This window comes from Candidatus Methylacidiphilales bacterium, assembly GCA_030054035.1.
GTDB lineage: Bacteria > Pseudomonadota > Gammaproteobacteria > JASGCS01 > JASGCS01 > JASGCS01.
Genome location: JASGCS010000015.1, coordinates 1 through 26,566 on the forward strand (window position 1 = coordinate 1; position 26,566 = coordinate 26,566).

General features: G+C 39.1%; 24 protein-coding genes. 11 read left to right on the top strand and 13 right to left on the bottom strand.

The features are described from left to right. Positions 1-214 precede the first annotated feature (214 nt). The 4 genes from QM538_07475 to QM538_07490 are packed head-to-tail and all read left to right on the top strand — an operon-like array spanning position 215 to position 5,485. The gene (locus QM538_07475) at positions 215-943 is read left to right on the top strand and encodes a hypothetical protein (protein MDI9348326.1); all 729 of its coding nucleotides are present in this window, start codon (positions 215-217) and stop codon (positions 941-943) included. Positions 944-960: 17 nt separating this feature from the next. Continuing rightward, the gene (locus QM538_07480) at positions 961-3,021 is read left to right on the top strand and encodes a hydantoinase/oxoprolinase family protein (protein MDI9348327.1); all 2,061 of its coding nucleotides are present in this window, start codon (positions 961-963) and stop codon (positions 3,019-3,021) included. A 19-nt stretch (positions 3,022-3,040) separates the two neighbouring features. Next, positions 3,041-4,897, top strand: coding sequence for a hydantoinase B/oxoprolinase family protein (locus tag QM538_07485; protein MDI9348328.1), 1,857 nt, complete (start codon positions 3,041-3,043; stop codon positions 4,895-4,897). After that, the gene (locus QM538_07490) at positions 4,898-5,485 is read left to right on the top strand and encodes an isochorismatase family protein (GenBank protein ID MDI9348329.1); all 588 of its coding nucleotides are present in this window, start codon (positions 4,898-4,900) and stop codon (positions 5,483-5,485) included. It begins immediately after the preceding gene. A 20-nt stretch (positions 5,486-5,505) separates the two neighbouring features. Here QM538_07490 and msrA read toward each other — a convergent pair whose 3' ends face one another. From msrA to QM538_07505, 3 genes are read right to left on the bottom strand one after another with little or no spacing between them, the layout of a single operon-like run. Further along, positions 5,506-5,985, bottom strand: coding sequence for a peptide-methionine (S)-S-oxide reductase MsrA (msrA, locus tag QM538_07495; protein MDI9348330.1), 480 nt, complete (start codon positions 5,983-5,985; stop codon positions 5,506-5,508). 4 nt (positions 5,986-5,989) lie between these two features. Continuing rightward, positions 5,990-6,331 carry a prepilin-type N-terminal cleavage/methylation domain-containing protein gene (locus QM538_07500; GenBank protein MDI9348331.1) on the bottom strand — a complete coding sequence of 114 codons (342 nt, stop codon included), beginning with the start codon at positions 6,329-6,331 and terminating at the stop codon, positions 5,990-5,992. Positions 6,332-6,367: 36 nt separating this feature from the next. Next, positions 6,368-7,387 carry a VOC family protein gene (locus QM538_07505; protein ID MDI9348332.1) on the bottom strand — a complete coding sequence of 340 codons (1,020 nt, stop codon included), beginning with the start codon at positions 7,385-7,387 and terminating at the stop codon, positions 6,368-6,370. A gap of 129 nt (positions 7,388-7,516) precedes the next feature. Between QM538_07505 and QM538_07510 the strand changes: the two genes are divergently transcribed. After that, positions 7,517-7,906, top strand: coding sequence for a hypothetical protein (locus QM538_07510; GenBank protein ID MDI9348333.1), 390 nt, complete (start codon positions 7,517-7,519; stop codon positions 7,904-7,906). Here QM538_07510 and QM538_07515 read toward each other — a convergent pair. Together QM538_07515 and QM538_07520 are read right to left on the bottom strand one after the other, a co-directional pair. After that, entirely contained in the window at positions 7,903-8,403 is a 501-nt protein-coding gene (locus QM538_07515) for a hypothetical protein (GenBank protein ID MDI9348334.1), read from the bottom strand. The two genes, QM538_07510 and QM538_07515, sit on opposite strands and share 4 nt — an antisense overlap. Before the next feature lie 272 nt (positions 8,404-8,675). Next, positions 8,676-11,300, bottom strand: coding sequence for a TonB-dependent receptor (locus QM538_07520; GenBank protein ID MDI9348335.1), 2,625 nt, complete (start codon positions 11,298-11,300; stop codon positions 8,676-8,678). A gap of 150 nt (positions 11,301-11,450) precedes the next feature. On the opposite strand from QM538_07520, the gene QM538_07525 reads away from it, so the two are divergent. Genes QM538_07525 through QM538_07550 form a run of 6 tightly spaced genes read left to right on the top strand, consistent with a single transcriptional unit; the run spans position 11,451 to position 19,648 of the window. Then, positions 11,451-13,511: a glycoside hydrolase family 31 protein gene (locus QM538_07525; GenBank protein ID MDI9348336.1), complete on the top strand. Its 2,061-nt coding sequence runs from the start codon at positions 11,451-11,453 to the stop codon at positions 13,509-13,511. 32 nt (positions 13,512-13,543) lie between these two features. Then, the gene (locus QM538_07530; protein MDI9348337.1) at positions 13,544-13,999 is read left to right on the top strand and encodes a TRAP transporter small permease subunit; all 456 of its coding nucleotides are present in this window, start codon (positions 13,544-13,546) and stop codon (positions 13,997-13,999) included. Then, positions 13,996-15,279 (top strand): TRAP transporter large permease, encoded by a 1,284-nt coding sequence (locus QM538_07535; protein MDI9348338.1) that lies wholly within the window; start codon positions 13,996-13,998, stop codon positions 15,277-15,279. Before QM538_07530 ends, QM538_07535 begins: the two co-directional genes overlap by 4 nt. A gap of 2 nt (positions 15,280-15,281) precedes the next feature. Beyond that, complete coding sequence (gene dctP / locus QM538_07540) at positions 15,282-16,328, top strand: TRAP transporter substrate-binding protein DctP (protein ID MDI9348339.1); 1,047 nt, start codon at positions 15,282-15,284, stop codon at positions 16,326-16,328. Between the two features lie 51 nt (positions 16,329-16,379). Beyond that, the gene (locus QM538_07545) at positions 16,380-17,999 is read left to right on the top strand and encodes a sulfatase-like hydrolase/transferase (GenBank protein ID MDI9348340.1); all 1,620 of its coding nucleotides are present in this window, start codon (positions 16,380-16,382) and stop codon (positions 17,997-17,999) included. Next, a complete protein-coding gene (locus QM538_07550; protein MDI9348341.1) occupies positions 17,993-19,648 on the top strand; it encodes a sulfatase-like hydrolase/transferase in 1,656 nt (551 codons plus the stop codon). The genes QM538_07545 and QM538_07550 overlap by 7 nt, the downstream gene beginning before the upstream one ends. On the opposite strand, the gene QM538_07555 is transcribed toward QM538_07550, so the two are convergent. The 8 genes from QM538_07555 to coxB all read right to left on the bottom strand — a co-directional run bounded on the left by QM538_07555 (position 19,629) and on the right by coxB (position 26,537). Continuing rightward, complete coding sequence (locus tag QM538_07555) at positions 19,629-20,789, bottom strand: citrate/2-methylcitrate synthase (protein MDI9348342.1); 1,161 nt, start codon at positions 20,787-20,789, stop codon at positions 19,629-19,631. The two genes, QM538_07550 and QM538_07555, sit on opposite strands and share 20 nt — an antisense overlap. A 2-nt stretch (positions 20,790-20,791) precedes the next feature. Then, a complete protein-coding gene (gene erpA, locus QM538_07560) occupies positions 20,792-21,190 on the bottom strand; it encodes an iron-sulfur cluster insertion protein ErpA (protein MDI9348343.1) in 399 nt (132 codons plus the stop codon). Between the two features lie 39 nt (positions 21,191-21,229). Beyond that, positions 21,230-21,676: a polymer-forming cytoskeletal protein gene (locus QM538_07565; GenBank protein ID MDI9348344.1), complete on the bottom strand. Its 447-nt coding sequence runs from the start codon at positions 21,674-21,676 to the stop codon at positions 21,230-21,232. 26 nt (positions 21,677-21,702) lie between these two features. Beyond that, positions 21,703-22,467 (bottom strand): hypothetical protein, encoded by a 765-nt coding sequence (locus tag QM538_07570; GenBank protein MDI9348345.1) that lies wholly within the window; start codon positions 22,465-22,467, stop codon positions 21,703-21,705. After that, on the bottom strand, positions 22,458-23,516 hold the full coding sequence (argC, locus tag QM538_07575) for an N-acetyl-gamma-glutamyl-phosphate reductase (GenBank protein ID MDI9348346.1): 1,059 nt from the start codon (positions 23,514-23,516) through the stop codon (positions 22,458-22,460). The genes QM538_07570 and argC overlap by 10 nt, the downstream gene beginning before the upstream one ends. Positions 23,517-23,591: 75 nt before the next feature. Continuing rightward, positions 23,592-24,047: a cytochrome c oxidase assembly protein gene (locus QM538_07580; GenBank protein ID MDI9348347.1), complete on the bottom strand. Its 456-nt coding sequence runs from the start codon at positions 24,045-24,047 to the stop codon at positions 23,592-23,594. 59 nt (positions 24,048-24,106) lie between these two features. Further along, positions 24,107-25,693: a cytochrome c oxidase subunit I gene (ctaD, locus tag QM538_07585; GenBank protein MDI9348348.1), complete on the bottom strand. Its 1,587-nt coding sequence runs from the start codon at positions 25,691-25,693 to the stop codon at positions 24,107-24,109. A 10-nt stretch (positions 25,694-25,703) separates the two neighbouring features. Further along, positions 25,704-26,537 carry a cytochrome c oxidase subunit II gene (gene coxB / locus QM538_07590; protein MDI9348349.1) on the bottom strand — a complete coding sequence of 278 codons (834 nt, stop codon included), beginning with the start codon at positions 26,535-26,537 and terminating at the stop codon, positions 25,704-25,706. Positions 26,538-26,566 lie beyond the last annotated feature (29 nt).

Here is a 26,566-nt window from a genome sequence, read left to right on the forward strand (position 1 = left end):
CGGTGGCTTGGCCATCTTGGATAGACGATAGCTGGGGTGAGGCTATTGTATTGCTCAATTGAGCAACAGCTACAATAATGGCATAAATGCCATGCTTCTTATAAAGAATATTCTGCATTGCTAGACAATTTCGCTATATTATAACATGAGGTTAACAATATATAATAGCTAAAACAAAAGGAGACTTAAAATGTTCATAGATTATCCAGGGATTATGCAAGATATAGTATTAGAGTTAAACATATTTAGATGGTTACATGTTTTAGCGATGGCTTGGTGGTTAGGTGGAGAATGGGGAGTGTTTCATGCTTCTACCAATGTTGCAAATAGCAATCTAAATATTGATGAACGCAAAAGAGCGTTAGCGGTTGGTTTTCAAATTGACATTCTGCCTCGCAGTATGATTCTAGTGTTACCACTGCTTGGTATTCACATGGCAGCACTGCATGGAATCTCACCGATTACTGGTTATGGATTAATGATTTCATGGATATTTTTTCTCAGTTGGATTGGATTGGTGCTATCAGCTTTTTATTTTAAAGGCACAGCAATGGGATGGAAGTTAACCATGATAGATGAGCGAATTAGATATGTGGTGATCCCTCTGTTTATAATTATCGGTATCATTGGAGTTACAACAAGATCTTTTCCTAGTCTGACAATTTTTGGAGAAGGAGCTATACTCTTTGAAATGAAAGAGACAAGTATGTGGTTTGCATTAAAAGTATTATTATTTGGATTATTACTTTGCATTGGACTGGCATTGCGAATTATAATGAGACGGTGGGTAATAGGCTTTCAGCGATTAGCAAAAGAAGGCTCTACCCCAGAGGTTGAATCGTATTTTGCTGGCCCACTTGCGATAGGTAGAAAGTTAGCATATATTTATTGGATGGGTATTGCAACGGTAGCATTTTTTGGTGTAACAAAAATTATAGTATAACAAAAGGAGAAATAGATATGGCGTATAGATTAGGCGTAGATGTTGGTGGAACTTTCACCGATCTTTTATTAATTAATGATGATACTGGGCAGACTTGGACAGCAAAACTTCCATCTACTCCTAGCGATTCATCACTTGGGGTTTTACAAGGCATAGCTCAAATTTGCGAAACTTCGGGAGTTTCACCTAAAGAAATTACCCGAGTGATGCATGGCACCACGGTCGCCACCAATGCAGTGCTAACTGGGAAAGGTTCAGTAGTAGGATTAATCACTACTTCTGGTTACCGTCACACGCTTCAGGTTGCAAGATCATTTTGTCCAGGAGGGCTTGGTGGGTGGGCTAGTTATATTAGAAAACCTCTTTTAGCTCCATTGGAACATACGTTTGAAGTTTCTGAAAGAATAGATGCTTCAGGAAAAATTCTAATTAAGTTAAATACCAAAGAGCTTACTTCAATACTGAACACCATGAAAAAGCAAGGCGGGATTCAAGCACTGACGATTTGCTTTATCAATTCTTACATTAATCCCAGCCATGAAAAAGAAGCAAAAAAAATCGCTGAGAAAATTTTAAAAAACATACCGGTCTCAATCTCTTCTGAGGTGGTGCCTGAAATGCAAGAATATGAAAGAACAGAAACAACGGTGATCAATTCCTATGTGCGGCCAGAAGTGGAAAAATATGTGCATAACTTACAAACCAATATTTCTAAATCACTCGGTGAGTCTTCACAACTTGCCATTCTTCGTTCAGACGGAGGTTTGGCCACTGCTCGTGCCGCTCAAGTGTCTCCAGTAAATTTATTAATGTCTGGACCTGCAGGAGGTGTGGCTGGAGCATTGTATTTTTGTAATGCGGCTGGATTTAAAAATGTACTTACCTTTGATATGGGTGGAACTTCTACTGATGTGGCGTTAATTCAAAATGGAGAAGCCAAACAAAGAAGAGAGACTAGAGTTGGTGATGTCGTGGTTAGAGCCCCATCTGTCGATGTGCGTTCAGTTGGTGCAGGTGGTGGTTCGGTTGCCTATGTGGCAAATATTACCAATGCGCTTAGAGTTGGCCCTGAATCAGCAGGAGCGTCGCCTGGTCCAGCCGCATACAACAAAGGAGGTATCAAAGCCACAGTAACTGACGCGAATGTAGTGCTAGGATACTTACCTGCAAATGTACTCCTAGGCGGAAAAATGAAAATTGACAAAGAGCTGGCAAAAAAAGCTGTCCAGGAAATAGCTACCCCATTAGGGATATCTCTCATGGACGCTGCAGATGGCATAATTAGAATTGTTAATGAATCAATGTTTGGAGCATTACGATTAGTCTCGATTGAACAGGGTTATGACCCTCGTGATTTTGCCTTAGTGGGATTTGGTGGTGCAGGTCCACTCCATTCCAACGCACTTAGTATCTTGTTAAACAGCTGGCCATCCATCGTGCCACCAGGACCAGGGGTGCTATGCGCCTATGGAGACGCTACCACAGCAGTACAAGATGAAGCGAGTAAAAGTGTGGTTTCCAGTATGGATGCCATGGAGCTTTCATTCTTATTAAAAGAATTAGATATTTTAGAGAAAAAAGTATCGCATTCGCTTGAACAAGATGGAATACCCGCTAATAATCAAATTTTAGAATATCATGCAGATATCAGATATGCTGGACAAGCGTTTGAAATCACCCTGCCCTTTAATCGTAAAGCGCTTGAGCAGGAAGGGATCAAACACTTAACTGGTAGATTTAATCTAGAGCATGAACAATTGTTTACCTTTTCACTTCCCCATGGTCATGAACTGGTAATGATCAGAGTAAAAGCCATGGCAAAAAGAACAAAAACTCCAATCTATCAAATCGGAAAACGAGGAAATAAATTATCTGACGCACTGATGAGCGAGTCACCTGCATGGTTTGCTGGCAAAGAAGTGGCCACGAAACTTTACAATCGTAACCTATTAGATGTTGGGCATAGAATTGAAGGTCCAGCAATTATAATTGAAATGGATTCCACTACAGTAATTCATCCTGGTTTTAATGCCCAGGTTGATAGCGTTGGGAATTTACTAATTAACCCAAACAAGTAATTATAGGAGGACACAACACATGACAAATAAAAATAAAGTAATCTCTACAAACAATCTTCCATTTCAAAAAGTTACTGTTGATTCAGTCACAGTTGATATTATTGAAAACGCCTTACGAAATGTTCGTGAAGAAATGGACACGGTTTTATTCAGAACCGCGATGAGTCCAGGTATTCGTGAACAGGGTGACTGTTTTCCCATGGTAGCAAACTCCGAGGGAAAAATGGTGGTTGGACAATTTGGTTCTTTTATTCATGGATTTTTGAATAACTATAAAGGCACTATTGAGGAAGGCGATATTATTCTCACCAATGACCCCTACGCGGTTGAAGCTGCGGTAAGTCATTTACCTGATTGGACGATCCTAATGCCAATCTACCGAGAAGGACGACATGTAGCATGGTCAGCCATGTTTGGTCATATGTCAGATAACGGAGGAATGGTACCAGGCAGTATCCCAATCAAAGCAGAAACCATCTATCAAGAAGGCATTAGAATCCCTCCAAGTAAACTCTATAAAAAAGGTGTCTTTCAAGAAGAACTCTTTGAATTAATTCTAAACAATGTTAGAACACCACAATGGAATCGCTTTGATCTAAACGCACTGGTGGCCGCTTGTCGAACCGCAGGAAAACGATGTAATGAAATCATTGATAGGTTTGGCGTTGATGTATTTGTAACTACCATGAATCTTATGCTCGAAAGAAATCTTAAAGCAATGGCTCCAATTATTCAGATGGCAATTCCAGAAAAACCTTTTGTCTTTGAAGACTATCTCTGCGATGATGGCATGGGTAAAGGTCCTTATAAGGTTGCGTGTAAAGTATGGAGAGAGAAAGATAAATGTATTTTTGATTTTGAAGGTACTGATCCACAAGCCAACAGCTCAGTAAATTTTTATCTGAGTGAAGCAATGTTTAAGATGTTTTTTGGCTCTATCTTTATCAACCAAATCGACCCACAAATTCCGTTTAACGATGGATTTTACGATCTCGTTGAAGTGCGCATACCAGAAGGTAGCTTGCTTAAACCAAAATTTCCAGCTGCCCTTTCAGGTCGCACCCACCTGATTGGAAGAATCTTTGATGTCATGGGCGGTATGTTAGGTCAAGGCCTTCCAGAGAAATTCCTAAACGCTGCTGGATTTTCAGATAGCCCGCATCTCTTTTTCTCAGGGTATGACAAAAAAGGTAAATGGTTTCAGCTTTTCCAAATTGGATTTGGAGGTATTCCCGGCCGTCCAATTGGAGATGGTCCTGATGGTCATTCGCTTTGGCCAAACTTTACCAATGTCCCAAATGAATTTATTGAGGCGTTTTTTCCACTGCGCATTGAAAAATATCAACTTATCCCAGACTCTGGTGGGGCTGGTCTACATCGCGGAGGTAACGGATTAAATGTTGTTTATCGTTTCCTTGTCGATGGAAAAATTGGTGTTCATGATGACCGGTGGCTTACCTACCCATGGGGAGTGCTTGGTGGAGAACCAGGCATGAGATCTGCCAAAATCCTCGTACGCAAAAACGGTAAAAAAGAATACCTGCCCGCTAAATGTGACGAAGTGGTGGTTAAAGAAGGAGATTGTCTCCACTTTAATACTTGGGGTGGTGGAGGTTGGGGCGATCCATACCAAAGAGACGCATCACTCGTACTCAGCGATGTTATGAAAGGTTTGGTAACTATCAAGGGTGCTCTTCGCTATGGTGTGGTTATTAAGGGTAAAGCTCTAGATCTAAAAGCCACGGCAGCCTTAAGGACAAAACTTAAAAAGAAACGCGGCAAACCATCTCTATTCAATCGAGGCTTTAAAAATCTCCAGGAACTGCGCGCAAGGGCTAAAAAAGAAACAATGTTAGATGCCCCAATCGCACCGTAAGTGGATTTAGAAAAAAAGTCTCTGCCGTTTGGTAATCATCCAGCATTACTCGTTATAGATGTAATGAAAGGATTCACTGACACAAATTGCTCGCTAGGATCTCCAGCAGATCAAGTCGTGGCTAACTGTCAAGAATTGCTTTCACTGTTTAGAGTAAAACAATTACCCATTTGTTTTACTAGAGTAATCTACACCAACGATCACGAGGCTTCAGTATTTCGTTCCAAGGTACCTGCCTTGGCTGAACTTAAACAAGGCTCTCCTTGGAATGAGATAGATCATAGACTGGTCGTAGAGAAAGAAGATTTTATCTTAATCAAAAAATGGGCGAGTGCTTTTTTTGCCACTCACCTTCCCCAATGGTTAATCGCTAATCAGGTTGACTGCATTATCCTAACTGGGTTATCTACCAGTGGCTGCGTCAGAGCAACTGCTGTTGATGGTCTGCAACATAACTATCCAGTTTTTGTTGTCTCAGACGCCTGCGGAGATAGAAACACTGAAGCGCATCTCGCTAACCTTCATGACATGCAAGCAAAATATGGCGAGGTTGTTACCGTAGCAAAAATTAAACAGTTATTACAATAGAAGTTAATTTTCAATAGAAGTTAATTACGGTTGCAGAAGAACTTCTCTCTTCCAGAACCTGAGTAATATTGCTGGTAATGGGATGGATTTTTATCCGCGTAACACTGATGGTATTCCTCTGCTAGATAAAATGGCAATTCCGCTTCAACTTGCACTGAAGTCGTAACACAAAGTTCGGTTAGACTATTTTGCTCATCGGCATTCTGATAATACAGCACTGCTTGATATTGATAGCCTCGGTCGGCAAACTGACCTCCCCTATCATTAGGATCAATATGATTTAAAAAATAGTTCCATAGCTCGCGTTTAGACACTACAGTCTCATCAAAAATAACTTTTACCGCTTCACGGTGTTTTGTCGTACCTGAACAAACCTCGCGATAAGACGCCACCAATTCACTATCTCCAGTGTATCCGCTTACCACTTGTAACACACCTTGACAAGTGCTCATCGCATGTTCGGTGCACCAAAAACAACCCCCAGCCATAATACAATACATTTGATTACTTTCCATTCACTAATGGCGTCTTAATATCTCTGATATTTTTTTCATTATCATATTCATAACTCCAACCTTTATCAGAATTGTTATATGGGTTAATGGGTAATTTATTTAAATAGCCCTTCTCTACCAAAGTCTCCAGCGAAACAGGGAAAGAACTTGTATCTCGGTAATAGCTATTTATTGCTTCACGAGTTTGATTCAGCGTTTCATGCAAGACCTGCTTTTTAGCGGTTTCCAGCGATTTCAGATATCTTGGCAGCGCTATAGATACCAATAAAGCTAGCATAACCAGCACAAACAGCACTTCAATAATTGTAAATCCTCTTTGATTAAGTTTCATATCACTACAATAGTAAATCAGAACTGAATGGTGGAGTTACTCTATGACTTGATAAAATTCAGTGATAGCTCCATCAGGATCTCGCACTGCAAGTATATCAACCTTTCCTATTCCAACAATCTCTAAAGCTTTAGCTTCATAGGCAATGGCAACTCCTTGCTCTATCAATCTTGAACGATAGGATGATACATTATCCACAGGAAAACGCACCGAAATAATACCCCGATTAGGTGGCCTTGCAAAATCCGCAACTGAAACTCCATTAAAACCCTCTAATTGCATTAATTCTACCCTACCCGTCTCACCCTCTATGGGATACAAAGCTGCAGCACTGCGCTTAATCACAGGAGTATAATTAAATGGAATACCAAAATTTGAAGGGAAAGGTTCTGCAGGCTCAAAAGCAGAATCAAAAACTAGCTTAAATCCAAGTTTCTGTTCATAAAAATCGCGAGATATTTTTTTATCTTTAACCATTCTCATTGAGTTGAACGATTGGCTAATTGCACCAACGGGAAAACCACTAAATGGCGGACTAATTCTCTCATACACTGCAAGCTGTATTCCATCAGGTCCAGTCAGCACAACATTGCGAAGTTTGCTGCCCTTAAAAGTAAACTCCACTGGCTCACTTTCAGCCCACCAACCAAGTGCGAGGGCTTGATTAAACAACCAATGTACATCATTGCTACGAACCATAATAGAATAAATCCCACCACTATCCCAAGCTCGCTTAGCTAATCTAATAGGGCGAGTTTCAACCCCAGTGTATTGGATAAAGCGAATACAACCAATCTTTGCTTGAGGCGCACAGAATCTCTCATACTTTGCCGAAACTAAATCCGACAATTTCCAATAGTCTAACTCAGCTCTTGAAACAGTACCCTTTTCTGATAATCTCCAGCCTCCTAACTCACGAAATAATCTAGCGCTATTACTAATATTAGAAACGCTAACCACTGTCTCAGTCCAGGGCTTAATATCCACTGCAAGGCAATTGTTTATAACAATAAGCATTGTAACTACCCACAGTAAGGGTTTTTTGGTAATAATCATACTCCTCTCCTATATCAATAACCACATATTTACATATCATACAGCAGTTTTTTAGGGGATTTTTACCTAAGATAAAAAAATAAGTACTTTACTATTGAAATTTTCACAAAATTGTGGTATTTTATATTCATGAAATCCAATAACTACCAACCAAAAACAATAAACCGTACCATAGCAATTGTTCAAAGAAAGGAAGCATTCATTTCATGGATAACAGAGAAATTAAAAGCTATTGATACTAATCCAACACTTCCACAAGTTAGTGGGTATGATTCAAAATATACTTTTCTATTACCCACACTTGAAACCTCAACTGAAACTGACAGCTACTTGCAACAGCATTGTGCAAAAATAATAGAGTTTCATGTCCTGCAGATACTAGGAGACGAACATAAGGATTTGCTGCCAAATAACATGGATTGGCAACTATTCACAAGCTGGTTCTCCTATGAGGCTCATTCTGTCATTATAGATTTAGACGAACAGACAGACCTCAGTCAAGATAGCTGGACCTATTAACTGCGCGCTCCTTCGAGCAACAGCACTCTCGCATGCATGGAATCTTGTCTTTCTGATATTCGAGTAATATCTACTCTAACCGCATGAATATCATTAGCAACTAAATCAAACCCCTTGGTCATTTCAGCTCTTAATTCTGAAATATCATTTTTTAATTCTTTTCGCAATTCTGAAATATCATTTTTTAATTCTTTTCGCAACTCTGTATTTTCGTTTTTTAATCCTTTAATCTCCATGATCATATCAACTCTTAATTCTTTAATTTCTTGAAATATTTCTTTAATTTGAATACTTAATTCAGTAAACTTATCATCCACATTTTTAAAACTATCATCCACATTTTTGAACTTATCATCCATCTTTTGATCAAGTGATGCCTGGCGGAATTCCATTAATTTAAATTTATAAATACAATAAGCAACCAGCAGCACTACTGCAATATTTGCTGCAATATTTGCCTGTGTTAATTCGGTAATTAAAGAAGGTATATTTTCCATGTTAACTGAATTTTATTATATTCAAGTGCTAATTTCTCAAAATTAGTTCCTAACTCTTTTTGATTCTGTGTGGTTTCTTTAATTCTGTCTAGTACATGGTAAATGCCCGTACTTACTTCAAGCGTTTTATCTTCAATCATTTGTGTGTATAAACTCTCGCTCTCCGTTAAAGAAATTTTATAATTTGATTACATTACTTTATCATAACACCTATAAAAAAGCCCTATATTTTTGATAGGGCTTTTTTATACAACAGTACTTAGTGATTAAAATTAAAACTTTACCGTAAAGTCAACTCCATAGTATCTTTGTGATTCACGGGATAGCTGATAGCGATATGCCCAATTGCCAGTCGCAGTACCAGTGTAACCGGTATAGAAGCGATTATCAAGTAGGTTTTTGATAATGAAGGCAACTTTATAGGCATCATCATCCATGCTATAACCAAAACTTACATTGACAATGTCATATGCAGGTATGTAAAATCCTTTAGGGATACCGATTAAATCTCCCGCATCTCCTACCGAAATTAAATTTTGTGCAGCAGCTGTTCCCGAAGCTGTTGAGTATTTAATGGTTGGGTGTTTAACGTAAGTTAAACAGGTTGCGGTATTATCTGCACAGAACTTGCCATCTGCTCTTTCTGATTTCCTAGAGGAATTTACATTTAATGCTGGCATATCTCCTAACTGTTCTGATACAAACGAATAGGTGGCATTAAATGTAAAGACATCCTTACCATCTACAGGAACACTAACATCAAATCCAATATTTGCTTTTAAGTCAGCTGCATAAGGGATAGGTAACCCTTTGTGATCAGTGCATCTAGCTATATCTCTTTGACCACTACAATTAAACTTCACAAACTCGGCTTTCCCTGAGTTGAAGCCACCGGTTAAGGTAAATTCACTTGTGGGTTTATAAATAAAGTCTAGTTCTACTCCCTCTGACCTTATTTTGCCTGCATTTGTTAATGTGGTGACCAATGAATTATTGATGCTTATAAATGAGTTAGCATGATAGTTTCTTACGGTAGTCTCATAGAGGGCAAATGTTATTAAAGCATCATCAGTAGCCACCTTTACACCAAACTCAAGTGCGTCACTTAATTCTGCTGCTATTGGTCTGACATCATTTACCGAGTTGAAGTTATAGTAGAGATTCCAACCTGGACCTTTATAACCTGAACTATAAGAAGCGTAGATGGTGGTATTATCTATTTTTCCTTGTAAGCCAAATTTTCCAGAGAGATTTTCTTCCGTGGTGCGATCGCTAATAGTAGCTTCGTTAGCATCAGTAGTTCCTGCAACCCCAGGCGCACCTGCAAAACCGAGTTCATTGTTTCTTCTATGTTTATAACTGACATAGTCATTGGTATATCTTGCCCCAACGATCAATCTAAAGTCCTCATAAACTTCAGCATCAATGTTAAAGAATAATGCTTTGTTTTCAAATAAGGCCTTGATATAACCAGTAGCTGATGCAACTTGCAATAACTGCGCATAAGAAGTTCCTGAGCCTGGATTAAAAGCGTAGGGCGGTTGGTTTTGGGCTTGCGCATTACTTAAGACATCAGCAGGATTTACAAGTAAGCAAGCTACTGCGGTTACTGGAGGTGTTCCTGAAGTTGCAGTAAGTGGTGATGGACATGCTGCAGCCCATCTGGTGAAGTTATAACCGACATTTTGATGCCAGATATATAGCCCAACATTATAGTTGAGTTTATCATCTTTGCCATCAAATCTGATTTCTTGAGAGTACTGACTCCATTTCTCTGGACCCTTGGACTGCTGGAATGCTGTTCCTGGGAGAAGGAGTTTATCTTGTGCGGTGAGATCTTCATCTCTGAATTCTTCATGATCCCATTTTCTTCCTGAAGTTATAGAGATAAGGTTACCATCTTTATAACTTTTGTTTAATTGAACTGAGAAAGCGGTGGTGTTGGTTTTATCTGTGGTTACACCTTGAAGAATTGATTCGGTGTCAGCGCCTTTTAGTTTATATTTACCATTTAATCCATCAATGGTAGCTGTGGTTCCTACCGCAGCATTAACACCTGGTGTTGGAATTGAATAGAATAATCGTAAGTACGCTTGGGTAGCGGCTAAATTGGCATTTTCTTTAACTAATGCGCCTGGAACATCTACACAACAATTATCATTAGAGTTATAAGTTTCAAATATGGTTAGGACATTGAGGTCTTGTTGTAGTTTGAAATCAACCATAACTCTTGCCCCACTTCTATCGTATCCATTGGTTTTAGAGTTTGTGGCATTGTTAAAGAGAAAGCCATCAAATTTGCCTTTGAAGAGGGTTGCGCTTGCATTGACTTTGTCGGTGATCTTACCATTGATTTTGAATGTGCCACGATATTCATCATCTGAAAAATATTGGGTTTTGACATATCCAGAGAAATCTTCTGTTGGTCTTACGGTGGTAATGTTAACGACACCTGCAGAAGAGTTTTTACCAAAGAGTGTTCCCTGTGGTCCTTTAAGCACTTCTATCCTTGCGGTATCGTAGAGATCAGCGTAAGCTTGTCCTACTCTTCCCATCACGATATTATCAACCACGACGGCAACTGAAGGTTCTGTGCCAAAGCTAAATGAGACAGTTCCGATGCCTCTAACTATGAGGACATTGTTGTGTGCTGAATTTGTTTTCTTAAAAGTAAGTGAGGGGGCGAGAAACTGAAGTCCTTCCACATTAGCGCTAAAAGAATTATTGATTTGATCTTCGGTGATAACCGTAATCGCTATAGGAACATCAGCAACGCTCTGCTCTCTTTTCTGAGCAGTGACGACTAACTCTTCAGTCAATGTTTTTTCTGCAGCAAATGTATGCAATGTCATCGTTGACAGTACGGTTAATAAGCTAATTTTAATAAATGTTTTCATAAGTTCTCCTTTAAATGTTTTTTTACTTACTTACTTACTTTTTTTACTTACCTATCTACTCCTCTTGTATCTTATACAAGATTGATAATAAGTATATACTATTAATAAAACTTTTTGGTGATAATAATAAAAAAATAGATACAGGAATTTATGGAAAAAAATGGACTTTGTAATATCAGCGAAGCTATGGCTTGGGATGAAATAGGCGCAATTTCTATCAAAGGAGTTAAGGTGGTAGGGACATGCCTTGAGCTAACTATGGTAGATGGGGGGGTGTTATCTGTTGCATTCTCGGGTGGCGGTCTTCGTTTAAAAATTGGTACGGGTATTAATTGGGGAATAATCTCTGGTGAATTGCAAGTAGTTAGTGGTACTCTTCGTTTAGTTGAGGGTGGTTGTATTTATGAAAGCAGTTCAGGGGTAGTTGAGATAGGTTTTTCTCCATTTAACTTTAAATATATTGTAGATGGAAAAATAGTACAACAAAGTGGGGTGGATGGTCATTTTTCTAGAACATTTAGAGTGCCTCCGCTTAGTCGGGTAGATGGGGCGTGGATTTTAAGTTTGAATTTAGTTGAAGGTGAGGGGGTGTATGGTTTAGGGGAGAAATGGGGCGCTCTGAATCATAGAGGCAGTCTAGTACGAAGTTGGAATGAAGATGCACTTGGGGTTAACGCTGAGATAAGTTATAAAAATATTCCATTTTGTTTTGGCACTGCAGGTTGGGGGTATTTTGTTCATGGGGGAAGCCCTGTAACCCATGCAGTTGGTTATGGCATGTGGAGCCATAGATGCATTGTGGCAGCGGTAGAGAGTGATGTACTAGATATATTTTTGTTTGCTGGAAGTGGTGCAGAAATAATTAATAAATATTGTAGGTTAACAGGATTTGCTCAGAAGCCACCACTATATAGTTTAGGGGTGATTATGTCAAGAGCATATTATCGCACCCATGAAGAAATTGTAAAAGTAGCAAAAGAAATTAGAGAAAAGAAGTTCCCTTGTGATGTAATCACCTTTGATGGAAGGGCATGGCAAGATACTCGGACGAGATTTTTGTTTGAATGGGATCCGGCTAGGTACCCAAGCCCGAGTACCGTAGTAGATGAACTGCGTGCCTTAGATTTTGAGGTTTGTAATTGGGAGTATCCATTAGTTTCAATTCACAATCCTCGCTTTGCAGAACTAGAAAGCAAAGGATATTTTCTTAAGGATGGTAGAACAGGAAAGACCTATATTCATCAATGGGGTGATGCGCCTTGGGGTTCGGTACTGACTCCTCTAGAACCTTCTGCTTTAATTGATTTTACCCATCCTCTTGCTTATGAGTTTTGGAAAATGGAACATAAGCATATTTTTAACGCAGGAGTCGTGATGCTAAAGCCTGATTTTGGAGAACAAGTCCATGAGGATGTTATCGCAAGCAATGGAATGAGTGGAAAAGAATTACACAATGTCTATGCCTTTTTATACAATCGCTGTTGTTGGGAAGCCAGTAAAATGTTTGCTGGTGAAAAAGCCTTTATGTTTAGCCGATCTGGTTGGAGTGGCTCCCAACGATTCCCCTCACTGTGGGGAGGTGATCCGCAAGCAGACTTTGGGGGATTAGCTGGAAGTATCCGCGGTTCATTGTCTTGGGGATTGAGTGGTGGTCCATTTTTCGCAACTGATATAGGTGGTTTTTATGGAGACACTCGCGATAGCGAACTATATATACGGTGGTGTCAAATGGCAGTTTTTAGCGCACATATGAGATTCCATGGCATAGGTGAACGAGAGCCATGGAGTTATGGCGACGAGGTGTTTAGGGAAATAATGTCCTTAGTGCAATTGCGTTATCGGTTAATTCCATATTTACAACAATGTATTGAGTTATCTTGCGATACTGGATTGCCCGTGCAAAGAGCTATGGTTCTAGCCTTTCCTGAAGATCCACTAGCTTGGCAATTTGATACTCAGTTTTTATTTGGCCCTTCGCTTTTAGTTGTTCCATGTATTCACAAAGGTGGAAATGTTACTTTCTACCTACCAAAAGGAAATTGGTCACGATTTCCTACGCACGAACAATTTGAAGGTGCTAAATTATATAGTATGAATTTAAGCGTACATGAATATCTAGTCTTTGTCAAGGCTACAGCTACCATTCCACTTGGAAAAGACATTGAGCATGTTGGGGAAGGAATAACCATAGTAGAGCACTGGCAAGGGTGATGTTGTACTACTTAAAATTATTCAACCATCGCATGTCCGTACTTTGTTTATGGACCGGAGTGGTTGCCTTAGTAATTATGGTCCTTTCTATCACGGTATTGGTTTTACTTCGCTACACCATTCAGTATTCACCTCGGATCAGTGAAGACTTAAGCAAATTTATGATGGTACTGTTTACTTATTTATTTTCTCCCTATGTTTACCGAGAACATCTCCATAGTGGCATGGAAATGCTTATAGAGTCTTGGTGGCCTTGGTTTCAACATTTCGTCAAATTACTATTACATTGTTTAGTAGTTGTTTTAGCTTTATTTTTACTTAACACTGGAATTGAATTTTATAATAATGGAGCAACGTTAATTAATCCAACTTTTAATATCACCAATAATTATTTTTATTGGGTCGTGCCAGCATCATTTCTCTTATTAATTCCAGTCGCAATTGAATTAGCTATTGACGAATATACATTATTGCGGAGTTCATTATGAGTTTTGTGTTTATTTGGATTTTTATACTTTTGATGGCATTCGGAATGCCGATCGCGATAGTATTATTATGCGCACCATTACTTAGTTTAATTTGGGATGGGCAAAGTGATTTTTTTGTCGCGCTGGTCTCTAGAATGTACCATGGAATAAATTCTTTTCCGCTTATGGCTGTGCCTTTTTTTGTCTTAGCTGGTGAGCTCATGAACCTCGGCGGGGTGAGCAATTCCATTATTGCGTTATCAAGAGCCTTACTTGGTCACTTACGCGGCGGAATTCTCCATATCAGCGTTATGTCATCAGTACTTTTTGCAGGCTTAACTGGATCTGCGGTTGCTGAAGCGAGTGCCTTAGGCAAAGTTATGATACCAATTATGGAAAAAGAAGGGATTGGAAAACGATTTGGCGCTGCCTTAGTTATAGCTGGAGCAATCATAGGTCCAATCATCCCTCCTTCTGGACTGATGATTCTTTATAGCTATGTTATGAATTTAAATGTGGCGGCCTTGTTTGCCGGTGGGATTATCCCTGGTTTATTAATGGGTATTGCGCTCACCATTTACAATGTGATTATTGCACGGGTAAGAAACTATCCAGCCAACGCCACTCGCGCGAGCATTCGTGAAATCTGGGCGGCTTTTAAGGAATGTATCCTACCACTCATGATGCCAATCATAATTATTGTTGGGGTACTCTCAGGAGTGTTTACGATTACCGAATCTTCAGTGATTGCAGTGATCTATGTGCTACTCATTACGCTTTTTAGAAATCCGACTTCGCTACGCGAACTGCCTCAAGCACTAGCAAGCACGGTTAGGCAATCTAGCGTAATTTTATTTTTAGTTGGAGCTGCAGTAAGTTTTGGTTGGTTGGTAACCGTCTCTGGAATGGCTGAATTTCTCTCTAAATTTGTTACCGAGTCTTCTACAAATATTTATATGTTACTATTTATATTTAATATACTTTTATTGGGTATTGGTATGTTTTTAGATGCAGGACCAGCAATTCTCATCCTAGGTCCAGCATTAGGGCCTACTTTTGTGGAGCATGGTGTTCACCCGGTTCAGTTTGCAATTATTATGTGTGTAAATCTATCTATTGGACTAGCAACACCTCCAGTTGGATTAGTTTTTAATTCGGTATGTTCATTAACAAAAATCAAGTTAGAAGAAATGGTTCGGGAATTACTCCCCCTCTTAGGAATTGAAATCCTAGTGGTGTTTTTAATAACGTACATACCCGAACTTACCTTATGGATACCAAGAACTTTTAATTTACTCTAACAATGACGCCCCGCCTTACTATCATTTTAAGATTACTGAGTGTGGTGATCGTTACTGTATGTATATATTTTATTTCTCAATCACTATTTACGGAAAGTAAAAAAATAATCAAGATCGCTTTTCTTGGTTCTAAAAATGATGAAGATTATTTTGGTTCGTTGGCCTTTAAAGAAACCGTAGAACGAATAAGTGGTGGAAAAATCTCCGTACTGATATATCCTTCTGGACAATTTTGTGGGAACGAACAAGAATGTGTAGAAGGGCTCAGGGCTGGGACATTAGAAATACACATGACGACTTTTGGATTTCTCAGTGCGTTTTATCCACCGGCAATTGCCATTGACTTTCCGTACATATTAAACGATGATACACAAGCTGAATGTGTGTTTCAAGGTGAGCTCGTTGATAGCTTGCGCGACAAAGTGTTAGCCAATAAATCTAACATACGGCTAATGACGATTGGAAATACCGGAGGTTGGAGGGCGTTTGCAAATAACAAACGGCCGATTACTAACTACGATGATTTTTCTGGACTTAAGTTTCGTGTCATTTCATCTGATTTACATTTTCAATTTATTCGCGCGCTCTCCGCCAGTCCAACTCCAGTCCCATGGTCCGAGCTCTATACCGCAGTTTCAGAAGGTGTGGTAGATGGGACAAACAACAGTCTTCCGGATCTCGTCAGTGTTAATCTACATAAATCACTCAAATATTATTCAGTTGATAATAATCAATATATGGGTGCGCTGTGGTGGTATTCAGAGAAAAAATGGAATGGGCTTAGCGCCACAGAGCAAGAATGGGTTGAGCAAGGTTTCACCGCTTTGAGACTTGCCACGATTAACCTGCCGAAAAAAAATCTTAGCGATAGTATCACTACCATTGAGCGTGTGGGCGGGACAATCAATTTTATTACTCAAATTGAACGAGAGAAAATCAAGTCAAAGATACTTCCGGTGCTCTACCAATGGTATCGCTCGCAATTTTCATCAGAATGGCTAGATCGATTTGAAAAAATAGTCGCATCTTGCCCATCAGAAGTGCGATAATATTACCTTGTGATTTTTTCGCGTGTAACCTCTCTACTAAAAGGCAGGCAGATGCCTTTTTGGGCTATCTTTCTGATTTTTGTATGCTATTGCTCAATTACATTGAGCATTCCTTCGTTAGTTCTTTACGATCATTTTGCCACTAGGTTTCCAGACCAAGATAATGTATTCTCACGCATTCTGTATTATCTAGTAATTTTTCTCTACCAGGTTTTTTTCCTTTGGGTGTTATTATTACATAGGTGGTGGTTCAGAATTATGGCAATAATTCTGGTAGTACTGGGTGCGATACATTACACTTTTACTAATTACTACGGGGTTTGCGTCGACCAGGATATGATCCACAATATCCTTAATACCAATGTCCATGAAGTAACAGAACTATTTACACCTGGACTGATCTGGAATATTATAATTTTTGCATTACCGGCTGTGGTACTGTTATTACTAGTTCGTATAACTCCTGTATCAGGATGGCGATGGTGGGTCGGAGTACTCATGACGCCTGTGCTATCATTTTTGCTCCTGATTGTAATACTCTATGGACTACCAAGTAATATTAAAGATGTGATCTTTTCGGTAAAGGGTCAGATTAACTGCACTCTGTTTCCAGCAAATAGTATCGTAGGAAGTATAAGAAATATCAGAGACTGGCAAGAACGAAGGGCAATAGAACGCACCCCTCGCGCACCTATTGATGCGGCAGCAACTATACGCAGTGAGGATTCACAATTACCCCTTTTAGTAGTATTGGTAATTGGTGAGACCGCACGAGCAAAAAATTACTCGCTCAATGGCTACGAGAGAGAAACCAATCCTCTCTTGCGCAGTGAAGATATTATTAACTATCCACATGCATCATCATGTGGTACCTACACACTATTATCTGTGCCATGTATATTTTCGCCAAAAGCAAACCCTGAGTCATACAAGCGCAATAACTTATTTTCTCAAGAAAACGCACTTCAATTTTGGCAACGGCTTGGAATTTCAGTACAATGGGTGGCAAATAACTCAATAATCCCTGCATTGATGAAAGATATTCCAAACCAGAAGGTTTCGTCTAAACTCTACCAAACTTCAGCCTGTATAAGAAACGCATGTTACGATGAAGTTTTTGTGGAAGATCTTACCAAAAGATTATCTCAATCCCTACCCAAACGACATTCATTGTTGGTGTATCATTTGCTTGGTAATCATTTTGCTTATGAATCAAGAGTTCCTAAAAACTTTAAATATTTCACCCCAATATGCAAACCAGATAAATTTTCATCTTGCTCGCCACAAGAAATACTTAATAGCTATGATAACGCCATACGATACAATGACTATGTGCTAGCTCAATTAATTGCTACACTTCGTTCTCACGATAATAAAACTCAATCTATACTACTGTACACTTCAGATCATGGTGAGTCGCTTGGAGAACGAGGTATCTGGTTTCATGGTCTTCCCTATAGCATCGCCCCAAAAGAACAAACCCATGTTCCATTGATGTTCTGGATGAGCAAATCTTTCCGAAGTAAAAAACCTCAGCGCTATCAGTGCCTTAAAGAAAAATCTTCTACGCTGCAGGTAAGCCATGAATTCATTTTCCATACCTTAGTAACTATTTTTTCAATTGCTACGAAGCGTTACTCAAAACCACATGATTTATTGGCCTCATGTTAAGACCATTTTTTAAACCACTTTCTCCACTGGTACTTGTACTAGGGGTAAATTTATACTTTGTACTTGTACTAAGCGCTCCAATTTTTTCACAATTCACCAGGCTATTTCCTGTGGCTGGAAATGGGATTGAGGGATATGCTCGGTTGGGGTTGTTTGGCATTTCTGCATTTTTTTATAATGTAATATTTATCTGGTTCTGCTATTGGCCAATGCTTTGGTTGAGAATAACGCTAGCTGGTTTATTTGTCTTGGGTGGATTTATTGATTATTACACATCGGTCTTTGGAATCTGCATAGATAAAACTATGATTGCCAATGCGTTTAATACCGATGTAAATGAAACCTTGGAACTTCTCCATGCTGGGGCGTTAATTAATACATTTCTATTTGGCATATTGCCAGCTATTTTTATATTGCTAGTGCCAATTCAACAGGTTACCAATAAAAATAAATTACTAACCATGGCTCTCCTTCCCATACTTTCATTGGTGCTGGTTATTGGTGTATTGCTAATTCCAGTCGGCGCCCATCGTATGTTTCATGTTATTCTCTCAGCCACAGGTACATTGAGTTGCGCACTCTACCCTTCTAATGTAATTAATAGCAGTATCCGTCATGGAATTTCAGGCATTGAAGAGTTTTGGTTGTCATTCACTACTAAAGAAGTTACCGCACCTGATGCACAGGTAAAAAATCTTCACAGCAACACCCTGCCAACAGTAATGATACTGGTAATTGGGGAAACTGCACGAGCAAAAAGTTACTCGCTTAATGGCTATCCTCGAGCAACTAACCCCTATCTGAGCAAACAATCTGTAATTAGCTTTACCAATGCAAGTTCATGTGGTACCCAGACTATTATCTCGGTACCCTGTATTTTTTCAGAATTTGGAAACCATAGACAGTATCGCTCAACCTATCTATACACCAATGAAAATCTTCTCCATGTGCTCATGCGAGTGGGGGTTTCAGTATTTTGGCTTAGTAATAATTCCATATTTAAACGATTACTCTATGACATTCCTCATGCTAAATTTGGTAATCATCCCTCTTACCCATGTATAGCTATTGGATGTTACGACCAGCAATTTATTAGTGATCTTAAGGTAAGAATGCAGTCAATTAAACAGCAATCCTCCTCTGCTTTGCTGGTGTACCATCTCTACGGAAGTCATTTTGATTATGATTCTAGAACTCCACAAGAGTTTAAGCAGTTCAATCCGATTTGCCCTAAAGGAAGTTTTTCCACTTGTAGCGTAGAACAAATTACCAATAGTTACGATAGTACTATTCTCTATAACGATTATGTGCTTGCTCACTTAATTGAAGAACTTAAACCATACACTAACAGCGTCGCATCGGTGTTACTGTACACTTCAGATCACGGAGAGTCGCTCGGCGAACAAGGTAACTTTGCCCATGGACTTCCCTATAGCTATGCACCAGTTGAACAGACTAATGTTCCTTTTATACTGTGGTATTCAAAATCATTTGAGCAGTCAAGAAAAATTGACCTGGGATGTCTAAACAAAAAAATCGCAAGTCCAATATCTCACCAAAATATCTTCCACACTACTTTTTGGATATTTGGTATTGAATCAAAGTCTTGGCAACCTGACTTAAATATTTTTAACTGCGCTGTGCAATAGATGAGTAATTTCTGATTGACGAACCTTGATACAGTTGGGTGGGTCTAAATATTCTATTATCCACAATCTGCTCTCTCCAGTGAGCTAGCCAACCGGCAATACGCGATACCGCAAAAATCGGAGTGTATTGATCAATCGGAATACCTAGTTCGCGATACAAAATGCCAGAATAGAAATCAACATTAGGAAACACACCCTTATGGCCAAGCAACTCTTCACAAACCTTTTCTACTTCAAGAGCAATAAGAAAATCTTTTGGGGGTTTTCTACCTTTGCTTTCTTCAAACTCAACTAATAATTTTTGTAAAACCTTAGCGCGCGGATCTTTGACTTTATACTCTCTATGTCCCATACCCCAAATCACTTCTTTTTTTTCTAGTTTGTTTTTAATATAATCTCTAACTAAAGCAACTCCTTTAATGGAATGTAACATATGTATCACTCGTTCATTTGCTCCACCATGCAGAGGACCTGCCAAGGTGCCTACCCCTGTGGCGACGACAAAAGGTAATTCTGCAAGAGTAGACCCACAAACCATTGTGGCAAATGTTGAAGCATTCATGGTATGTTCAGCATGCAGAACTAAACAAGAATCAACCATACGCGTTTCCGCTTCAGTTGAAGCACGACCAAACATTTGGTAATAGAAATTTTGGGCAAAACTCCAGTTGCTCTTTGGGGGTAGCACAGCCTTTCCCTGTCTGACTCTTTGCCATCCCGCTACGATTGCACCAACAATACCGAGGTAGGCGATACATTGTTGCTCAATTATTTTTGTGGTAGCTGGGTCTTTTTGATATTTTGCCACTGAAACCGGTTTTAAAGCTGCACTTGCTACTGCAACTTGAAGCACTTTCATTGGATGAGTATTTTTGGGGAGTGATTTTAATACTTTTACCAAGTCTGCACTTAGCTTCATTGAAGTCCTGATCGCTTGCTTAAAGTTTTTTAACTGAACTTTAGTTGGCAGTTCGCCGTACAGTAATAACCATGCGGTTTCTTCAAAATTACTTTGACTGGCAAGTTCTTCTATTCGGTAACCACGGTAGGCTAAAATACCCTGTTCACCATCAAGCGAAGATACACTTGATTTTTTTGCTGGAACATCATCTAATCCTGGTATATATGGTATAGAATTCATACTTATTCAGTTTTAAAAGATGAACCACAACCGCAAGTCGTCGTTGCATTTGGATTATTGATTACAAATTGGGCGCCTTGCAAATCATCGCGATAGTCAATAGATGCGCCAATTAAATATTGGTAACTCATCGGATCTATCAAAAGACTCACTTTAGCAACGCTTTTATCTCCCTCTACTGCCGGAGGGTCTAATTGATTTTCCACAATCAAATCTCCATCTTCTATAGTAGGCGTGAAAGTAAATCCATATTGAAATCCGGAACAACCTCCACCAGTAATAAATATTCTAAGTTTTAAGTTTGGGTCATCTTCATGTAAGAGTAACTCACCAACTCGTCGAGCAGCGACATCACTGAAATCTATTTCAGCTTTGTCTAAATTATAGGATTCTGTTTGCATGGGATAATTATAACACAAGCTAAGGGATTACTTTTTAATCTACTTTTTTTCTTTTATTTTTTCGCTTTTTTGAGACACTTCATTATTCAACTCTGGTAAATGCTCAAGCAACAAAGTACCATCTTCCCAATAGGTTAATTTTCCATTAACTCTAGAGCCTGCACTCATTGAAACAACATGGTAATGTAAATCACCATGGATTTTACAGTTTTGATTTAACTCGGCAAAATGCCGACAATACACACTCCCCTCCACAACGCCATCGAGAATAACATTATATGAATGGATGTCACCATGGATAACTGCAGAATTATGGATAATCACTAATGAATTAGGATCTAAATCTTCTGCACGAATTGTTCCTCGTACCACTCCTTCAATCAAGATACCTGAGACAAAACTGATATTGCCATTAAAGACAACACCTTTACCAATCACGGAGGTGATAAGCGCAGGTTTAAAGGTTGGTTTCTTTTTTCCGAACATAATTTTTATATTTTACTTCCTTTTGATCATTTATTAATAGAAGGAACGAGGGTGTTCCACTGGTACTCTCTATACACTGGAGCAAGCTGCTTCTTATTAGTTGTAATTTCAATTATTACTTTTTCCACATTAAAACCAGGGGGTAACATAAATAGCCCATCAAACTTTTGAAAGTAGCGTATTTTTAAACTAGTATTTGCATTTACATCAAGTTGTTTAATTGTGTAAACCAGGTTTTTGTCCTGTGACTTGCCGACAAATGTAACTTGCAGCGATCCGGTTGCGATCTCCTGTCCAGACCAAATCAATCGCACGACTAATTGATAACGATACGCCATTTCTTTATCAGCAGTAAGCGCTGGATCAATCATAAAATCTTGGATACTTAAGCCACTGGTTTGGTCAGTATTGGTGATAAGACCTCGCAAGTAGTTCAATTCGGGAGTAATGGTAGTAAGTTGGTTTTGTAAGTCGTTGGTTAGGTTAAGTAGCTGCTTGTTGGATTCTTTGAGTACGGTATTTTGTTGTATTTCATTGAGGAATTTTTTATCAAGAGTTAATTTTGCTTCAATTTGTTGTTGTAATTTTCTTTCAGTATTAGCTAACTGATCTCTGGTTGCCTTTAATTGAGGTTCTCCTCTCACTAGTCCAATTTGATAGACTACCCAGTATGAAACCACTAAGACCAGCACAAAGAAAAATAACCCTAGGGTACTGTGCCATGGCAAAAGAGTGGTAATCCGGTAACCAGCAAATCCTCTGGTTAAAAGAGTTCTTTTATTTAAGGCCATAGAGGAATTGCACTAAGCCCTAAGGTTTCTTCAAACCCAAACATACGATTCATATTTTGCAAGGCTTGCCCGGCAGCGCCCTTAATCATATTGTCTATTGCAGAAACAATCACTAAAGTTCCTTGGGGTGTCTGAGATAACCCAATCGCACAAAGATTAGTACCCACCACTTGAACTAGTTGAGGTAACTCCCCTAGGGGTAAAACTTTGACAAAGGGTTCATGGTGATACGATGCTTGTAACACTTGATAGACCTGCTGGAGTGGGAGTTTTGATTGACAATAGAGTGTAGCAAGAATGCCGCGTGGTACGGGAAGTAAGTGAGGTACAAAAGTAATCCCAAGCGCGCCTTCTTCAAGACATCCATATTGCGTTAACCCCTGTTCAATTTCAGGGAGATGACGATGCGCTGGTAGTCCGTAGGCAAAAAAATTGCTTCGTAATTCTGACAAGAGGTACCCCTCTTCAACTTTTCTTCCCGCGCCACTCACCCCAGATTTGCAATCTGCAATTATTCCTTGTGCAGATATACATTGTTCTCTTAGCAAAGGGATTAGCGCTAAAGATACCGCAGTTGGATAACAGCCAGGATTGGCCACCAACTGCGCAGAAGTAATTTTTTCTCTTTCATATTCAGTTAAGCCATAACAAGCCTGTTTGACTAAAGCAAAATTAGGATGCTCGCTATGATAGTACTGTTGCCAAACTGAAGGATCGCGTAGGCGAAAATCTGCACTTAAATCAACTACTCTGATTCCTAATTCTAACAATGCCGGAACGAGGCTAGCTGCTACCCCATGTGGGGTGGTAAAAATAACCACTTGACACTGCTTGAGGGCCTCAGGCGAATAGCTAGAAAAATTCAATTGTGCGAGACTGGTGTCTGCCAGTGATAATGACGGAAATACCGAGGCGATAGTTTTACCCGCAATGGTAGTTGAACAAACCACGCTCACAGTAAATTCTGGGTGGCCAGTCAAGAGTCGTAAACATTCGGCACCGGTATATCCTCGTGCTCCGACAATTCCTACTTGTATTGATTTTCCCATATTTCTAAATAACCATTAATAAAATGGTATTATACCGCTCAAATAATACAATACTAAAAACTATTCTAAATAAAATTACTTCGCGTCAAAAAATGAATAGGCAAGAGTTACTTCCTGGACTTCTGGGGAGAGGTCCTTGTCTAAATAAAAAGTAACATAGACTTCTTTAGTCTCTTTTGCTTTAAAATCTAAAATGTCCATACAAAAACATTCAATCTTTTTAAGATGACCGGCTGCGGCAATAGGGTTAACTGAAGGGACTGCCCTACCTTTCCTAGCGACATTGAGTTGATTGGTGATTAAGTAAACTTCTGTGTATTTGGTTTGGGTCATGATAGTTTTTTTAGGAGTTTTTGCTACAATTGTCCAACCCTGATCTACCGCCTGGGCAAGTTGCTGAAGGGTTACCTCAAAGGGTTTGATTTCAGTTGGGAGTGCTACAGATTTTTCCAATTTAACTCTACCATTTATACCCAATGATTCACAGACTAAATCATATAACGGTACGAGTGCATAACCAAATGCAAACATCCCAACCACCGTTAAGGTTAAATATAAGGCAGTTTTTTTATTCTTATTAATAAAAAAGTCTAGTTAACTTTAGGTGGCACATCAAAGGTGTGATACGGAGCAGGTGAAGGTACCGTCCATTCTAAACCCTCAGCACCATCCCAAGGTTTTGCAGGGGCTGCTTTACCATATTTAATTGCATGAAATACAATAAAAACAAATAATAACTGGCTCAAACCAAATCCAAATGCACCGATCGTTGCAACTTCATTAAAATTAGCAAACTGAATAGCATAGTCTGGTATTCTTCTTGGCATTCCAGCAAGACCAAGAAAATGCATTGGGAAAAATGTTATATTTAAGAAAATCACGGAAAGCCAAAAATGAACCTTACCTAAAGTTTCATGATACATTTTTCCACACCACTTTGGTAGCCAGTAATAAGTTCCAGCAATGATTGCAAATATTGCTCCAGGAACTAAGACATAATGAAAATGTGCCACGACAAAATATGTGTCTTGATACTGAAAATCTGCAGGGGTAAGTGCTAACATTACACCAGAAAATCCGCCAATGCTAAATAAAATTACAAAAGACAGGGCAAATAACATAGGAGTTTCATAGGTGATTGAGCCTTTCCAAATAGTAGCAACCCAATTAAAAACTTTAATGCCAGTCGGGACAGCAATGGTCATAGTTGAAAGCATAAAAAAGAGTTCGCCAGCGAGCGGCATACCAACAGTAAACATATGGTGAGCCCAAACAATGAATGAAAGAAATGCAATGCCTGCAGTTGCATAGACCATTGAGACATAACCAAACAGTGGTTTGCGTGCAAAAGTAGGAATTATCTGTGACATAACGCCAAAGGCAGGGAGAATTAAAATATAAACTTCAGGGTGTCCAAAAAACCAGAAGACATGCTGAAATAAAACTGGATCTCCACCACCTTGAGCGCTGAAAAATGAAGTGGCGAAATATTTATCAGTTATTAACATAGTTACGCAGGCAGCCAATACCGGCATAACTGCGATAAGTAAAAAGGAAGTTATCAACCAAGTCCAAACAAACAGAGGCATCTTTAATAAAGTCATACCTGGCGCACGCATATTAAGTATTGTTGCGATAATATTAATCGCACCCATAATAGATGATATACCTAAAAAATGAATTGAGAACATGACAAAAGGAAACGCCGCTCCAGTTTGTAATACCAAAGGAGGGTAAATAGTCCACCCACCAGCAGGACCGCCTCCATCTACAAACAATGTAGAGAGCAACATGGTAAAAGCAAAAGGCATAATCCAAAACGACCAATTATTCATCCTCGGCAATGCCATATCTTTAGCGCCAATCATCAATGGAATCATCCAATTTGCCAAACCAACAAACGCTGGCATTACAACACCAAATATCATTACTAAGGCATGAAGCGTGGTCATGGAATTAAAAAACTGAGGATCTACAAATTGTAATCCCGGTTGAAAAAGTTCTGTTCTAATCACCAAGGCCATTGCCCCACCAATAAAAAACATTACTAAGGAAAATAATAAATACAATGTACCGATATCTTTATGATTAGTGGTAAATAACCAGCGAAGTATTCCAGATTCTGGCCCATGATGTTCTTGTGTATCTTTAACTGCTATAGTTTGTGATGCGTTCATTTTCCTAACCTCATTTATTAATCATTGCAACGGCTTGCTCATTTGAGACTTGAGGATTTTTCTTGCCCTCTAGCCACTTAACAAAATCTTCTTTTGACACAACTTCAACTACGATGGGCATAAAACCATGGTCTCTACCGCAAAGCTCAGCACATTGCCCCCGATAAACACCAGTTTTGGTAATCTTTGTCCATGCTTGGTTTATAAATCCAGGAATGGCGTCTTTTTTAATACCAAAATCAATCACCCACCATGCATGGATAACATCAACCGAAGTGATTAAAAACTGTATTTTTGTATCAACTGGTAGCACTAAACGATTATCAACATTGAGCAAATAATCACTAACCGTATTTGGACTAATTCCTGATTTTAATTGCCGAGCTTGGTTACTTTGCTGATCAAGTGAACTATAAAACTGCACCCCACTATCTATATATTCATACTTCCATTTCCATTGCGCAGCAGTGACCTTAACTGTTAATTCTGATTTTGAGGTGTCTTCCATTAACAATAAAGCTTTCGTTGCAGGAAATGCCAATACCACCAATATCAATATTGGTATTACTGTCCAAACGATCTCTAACTTCGTGCTATGACTAAATGTGGCTGGAACAGGATGTGCTGAGCGACGAAACGCGACCATTGCATAAAACATAGCGCCAAAAACCACCACCGCAATCACACAGCAAACATAAAACGCTATCATATGAATATCGTATTGCACTGCACTTACGGGAGTAACGCCCCTGGGTAAATTTAAACCCCAGTTATCAACAGCATAACCATTGACCGTACATACGCTCACAAAAAAACCAAACAATATTGACGCAATCTTTCTCATAATCTCAATATTATACTATGAGCTAACTT

Coding starts and splice junctions, on each gene's coding strand:
- QM538_07475 (MDI9348326.1), top strand. CDS start 215: ATGCAAGATATAGTATTAGAGTTAAACATATTTAGATGGTTACATGTT.
- QM538_07480 (MDI9348327.1), top strand. CDS start 961: ATGGCGTATAGATTAGGCGTAGATGTTGGTGGAACTTTCACCGATCTT.
- QM538_07485 (MDI9348328.1), top strand. CDS start 3,041: ATGACAAATAAAAATAAAGTAATCTCTACAAACAATCTTCCATTTCAA.
- msrA (MDI9348330.1), bottom strand. CDS start 5,985: ATGTATTGTATTATGGCTGGGGGTTGTTTTTGGTGCACCGAACATGCG.
- QM538_07500 (MDI9348331.1), bottom strand. CDS start 6,331: ATGAAACTTAATCAAAGAGGATTTACAATTATTGAAGTGCTGTTTGTG.
- QM538_07505 (MDI9348332.1), bottom strand. CDS start 7,387: ATGATTATTACCAAAAAACCCTTACTGTGGGTAGTTACAATGCTTATT.
- QM538_07510 (MDI9348333.1), top strand. CDS start 7,517: ATGAAATCCAATAACTACCAACCAAAAACAATAAACCGTACCATAGCA.
- QM538_07515 (MDI9348334.1), bottom strand. CDS start 8,403: ATGGAAAATATACCTTCTTTAATTACCGAATTAACACAGGCAAATATT.
- QM538_07520 (MDI9348335.1), bottom strand. CDS start 11,300: ATGAAAACATTTATTAAAATTAGCTTATTAACCGTACTGTCAACGATG.
- QM538_07525 (MDI9348336.1), top strand. CDS start 11,451: ATGGAAAAAAATGGACTTTGTAATATCAGCGAAGCTATGGCTTGGGAT.
- QM538_07530 (MDI9348337.1), top strand. CDS start 13,544: ATGTCCGTACTTTGTTTATGGACCGGAGTGGTTGCCTTAGTAATTATG.
- QM538_07535 (MDI9348338.1), top strand. CDS start 13,996: ATGAGTTTTGTGTTTATTTGGATTTTTATACTTTTGATGGCATTCGGA.
- dctP (MDI9348339.1), top strand. CDS start 15,282: ATGACGCCCCGCCTTACTATCATTTTAAGATTACTGAGTGTGGTGATC.
- QM538_07545 (MDI9348340.1), top strand. CDS start 16,380: ATGCCTTTTTGGGCTATCTTTCTGATTTTTGTATGCTATTGCTCAATT.
- QM538_07550 (MDI9348341.1), top strand. CDS start 17,993: ATGTTAAGACCATTTTTTAAACCACTTTCTCCACTGGTACTTGTACTA.
- QM538_07555 (MDI9348342.1), bottom strand. CDS start 20,789: ATGAATTCTATACCATATATACCAGGATTAGATGATGTTCCAGCAAAA.
- erpA (MDI9348343.1), bottom strand. CDS start 21,190: ATGCAAACAGAATCCTATAATTTAGACAAAGCTGAAATAGATTTCAGT.
- QM538_07565 (MDI9348344.1), bottom strand. CDS start 21,676: ATGTTCGGAAAAAAGAAACCAACCTTTAAACCTGCGCTTATCACCTCC.
- QM538_07570 (MDI9348345.1), bottom strand. CDS start 22,467: ATGGCCTTAAATAAAAGAACTCTTTTAACCAGAGGATTTGCTGGTTAC.
- argC (MDI9348346.1), bottom strand. CDS start 23,516: ATGGGAAAATCAATACAAGTAGGAATTGTCGGAGCACGAGGATATACC.
- QM538_07580 (MDI9348347.1), bottom strand. CDS start 24,047: ATGTTTGCATTTGGTTATGCACTCGTACCGTTATATGATTTAGTCTGT.
- ctaD (MDI9348348.1), bottom strand. CDS start 25,693: ATGAACGCATCACAAACTATAGCAGTTAAAGATACACAAGAACATCAT.
- coxB (MDI9348349.1), bottom strand. CDS start 26,537: ATGAGAAAGATTGCGTCAATATTGTTTGGTTTTTTTGTGAGCGTATGT.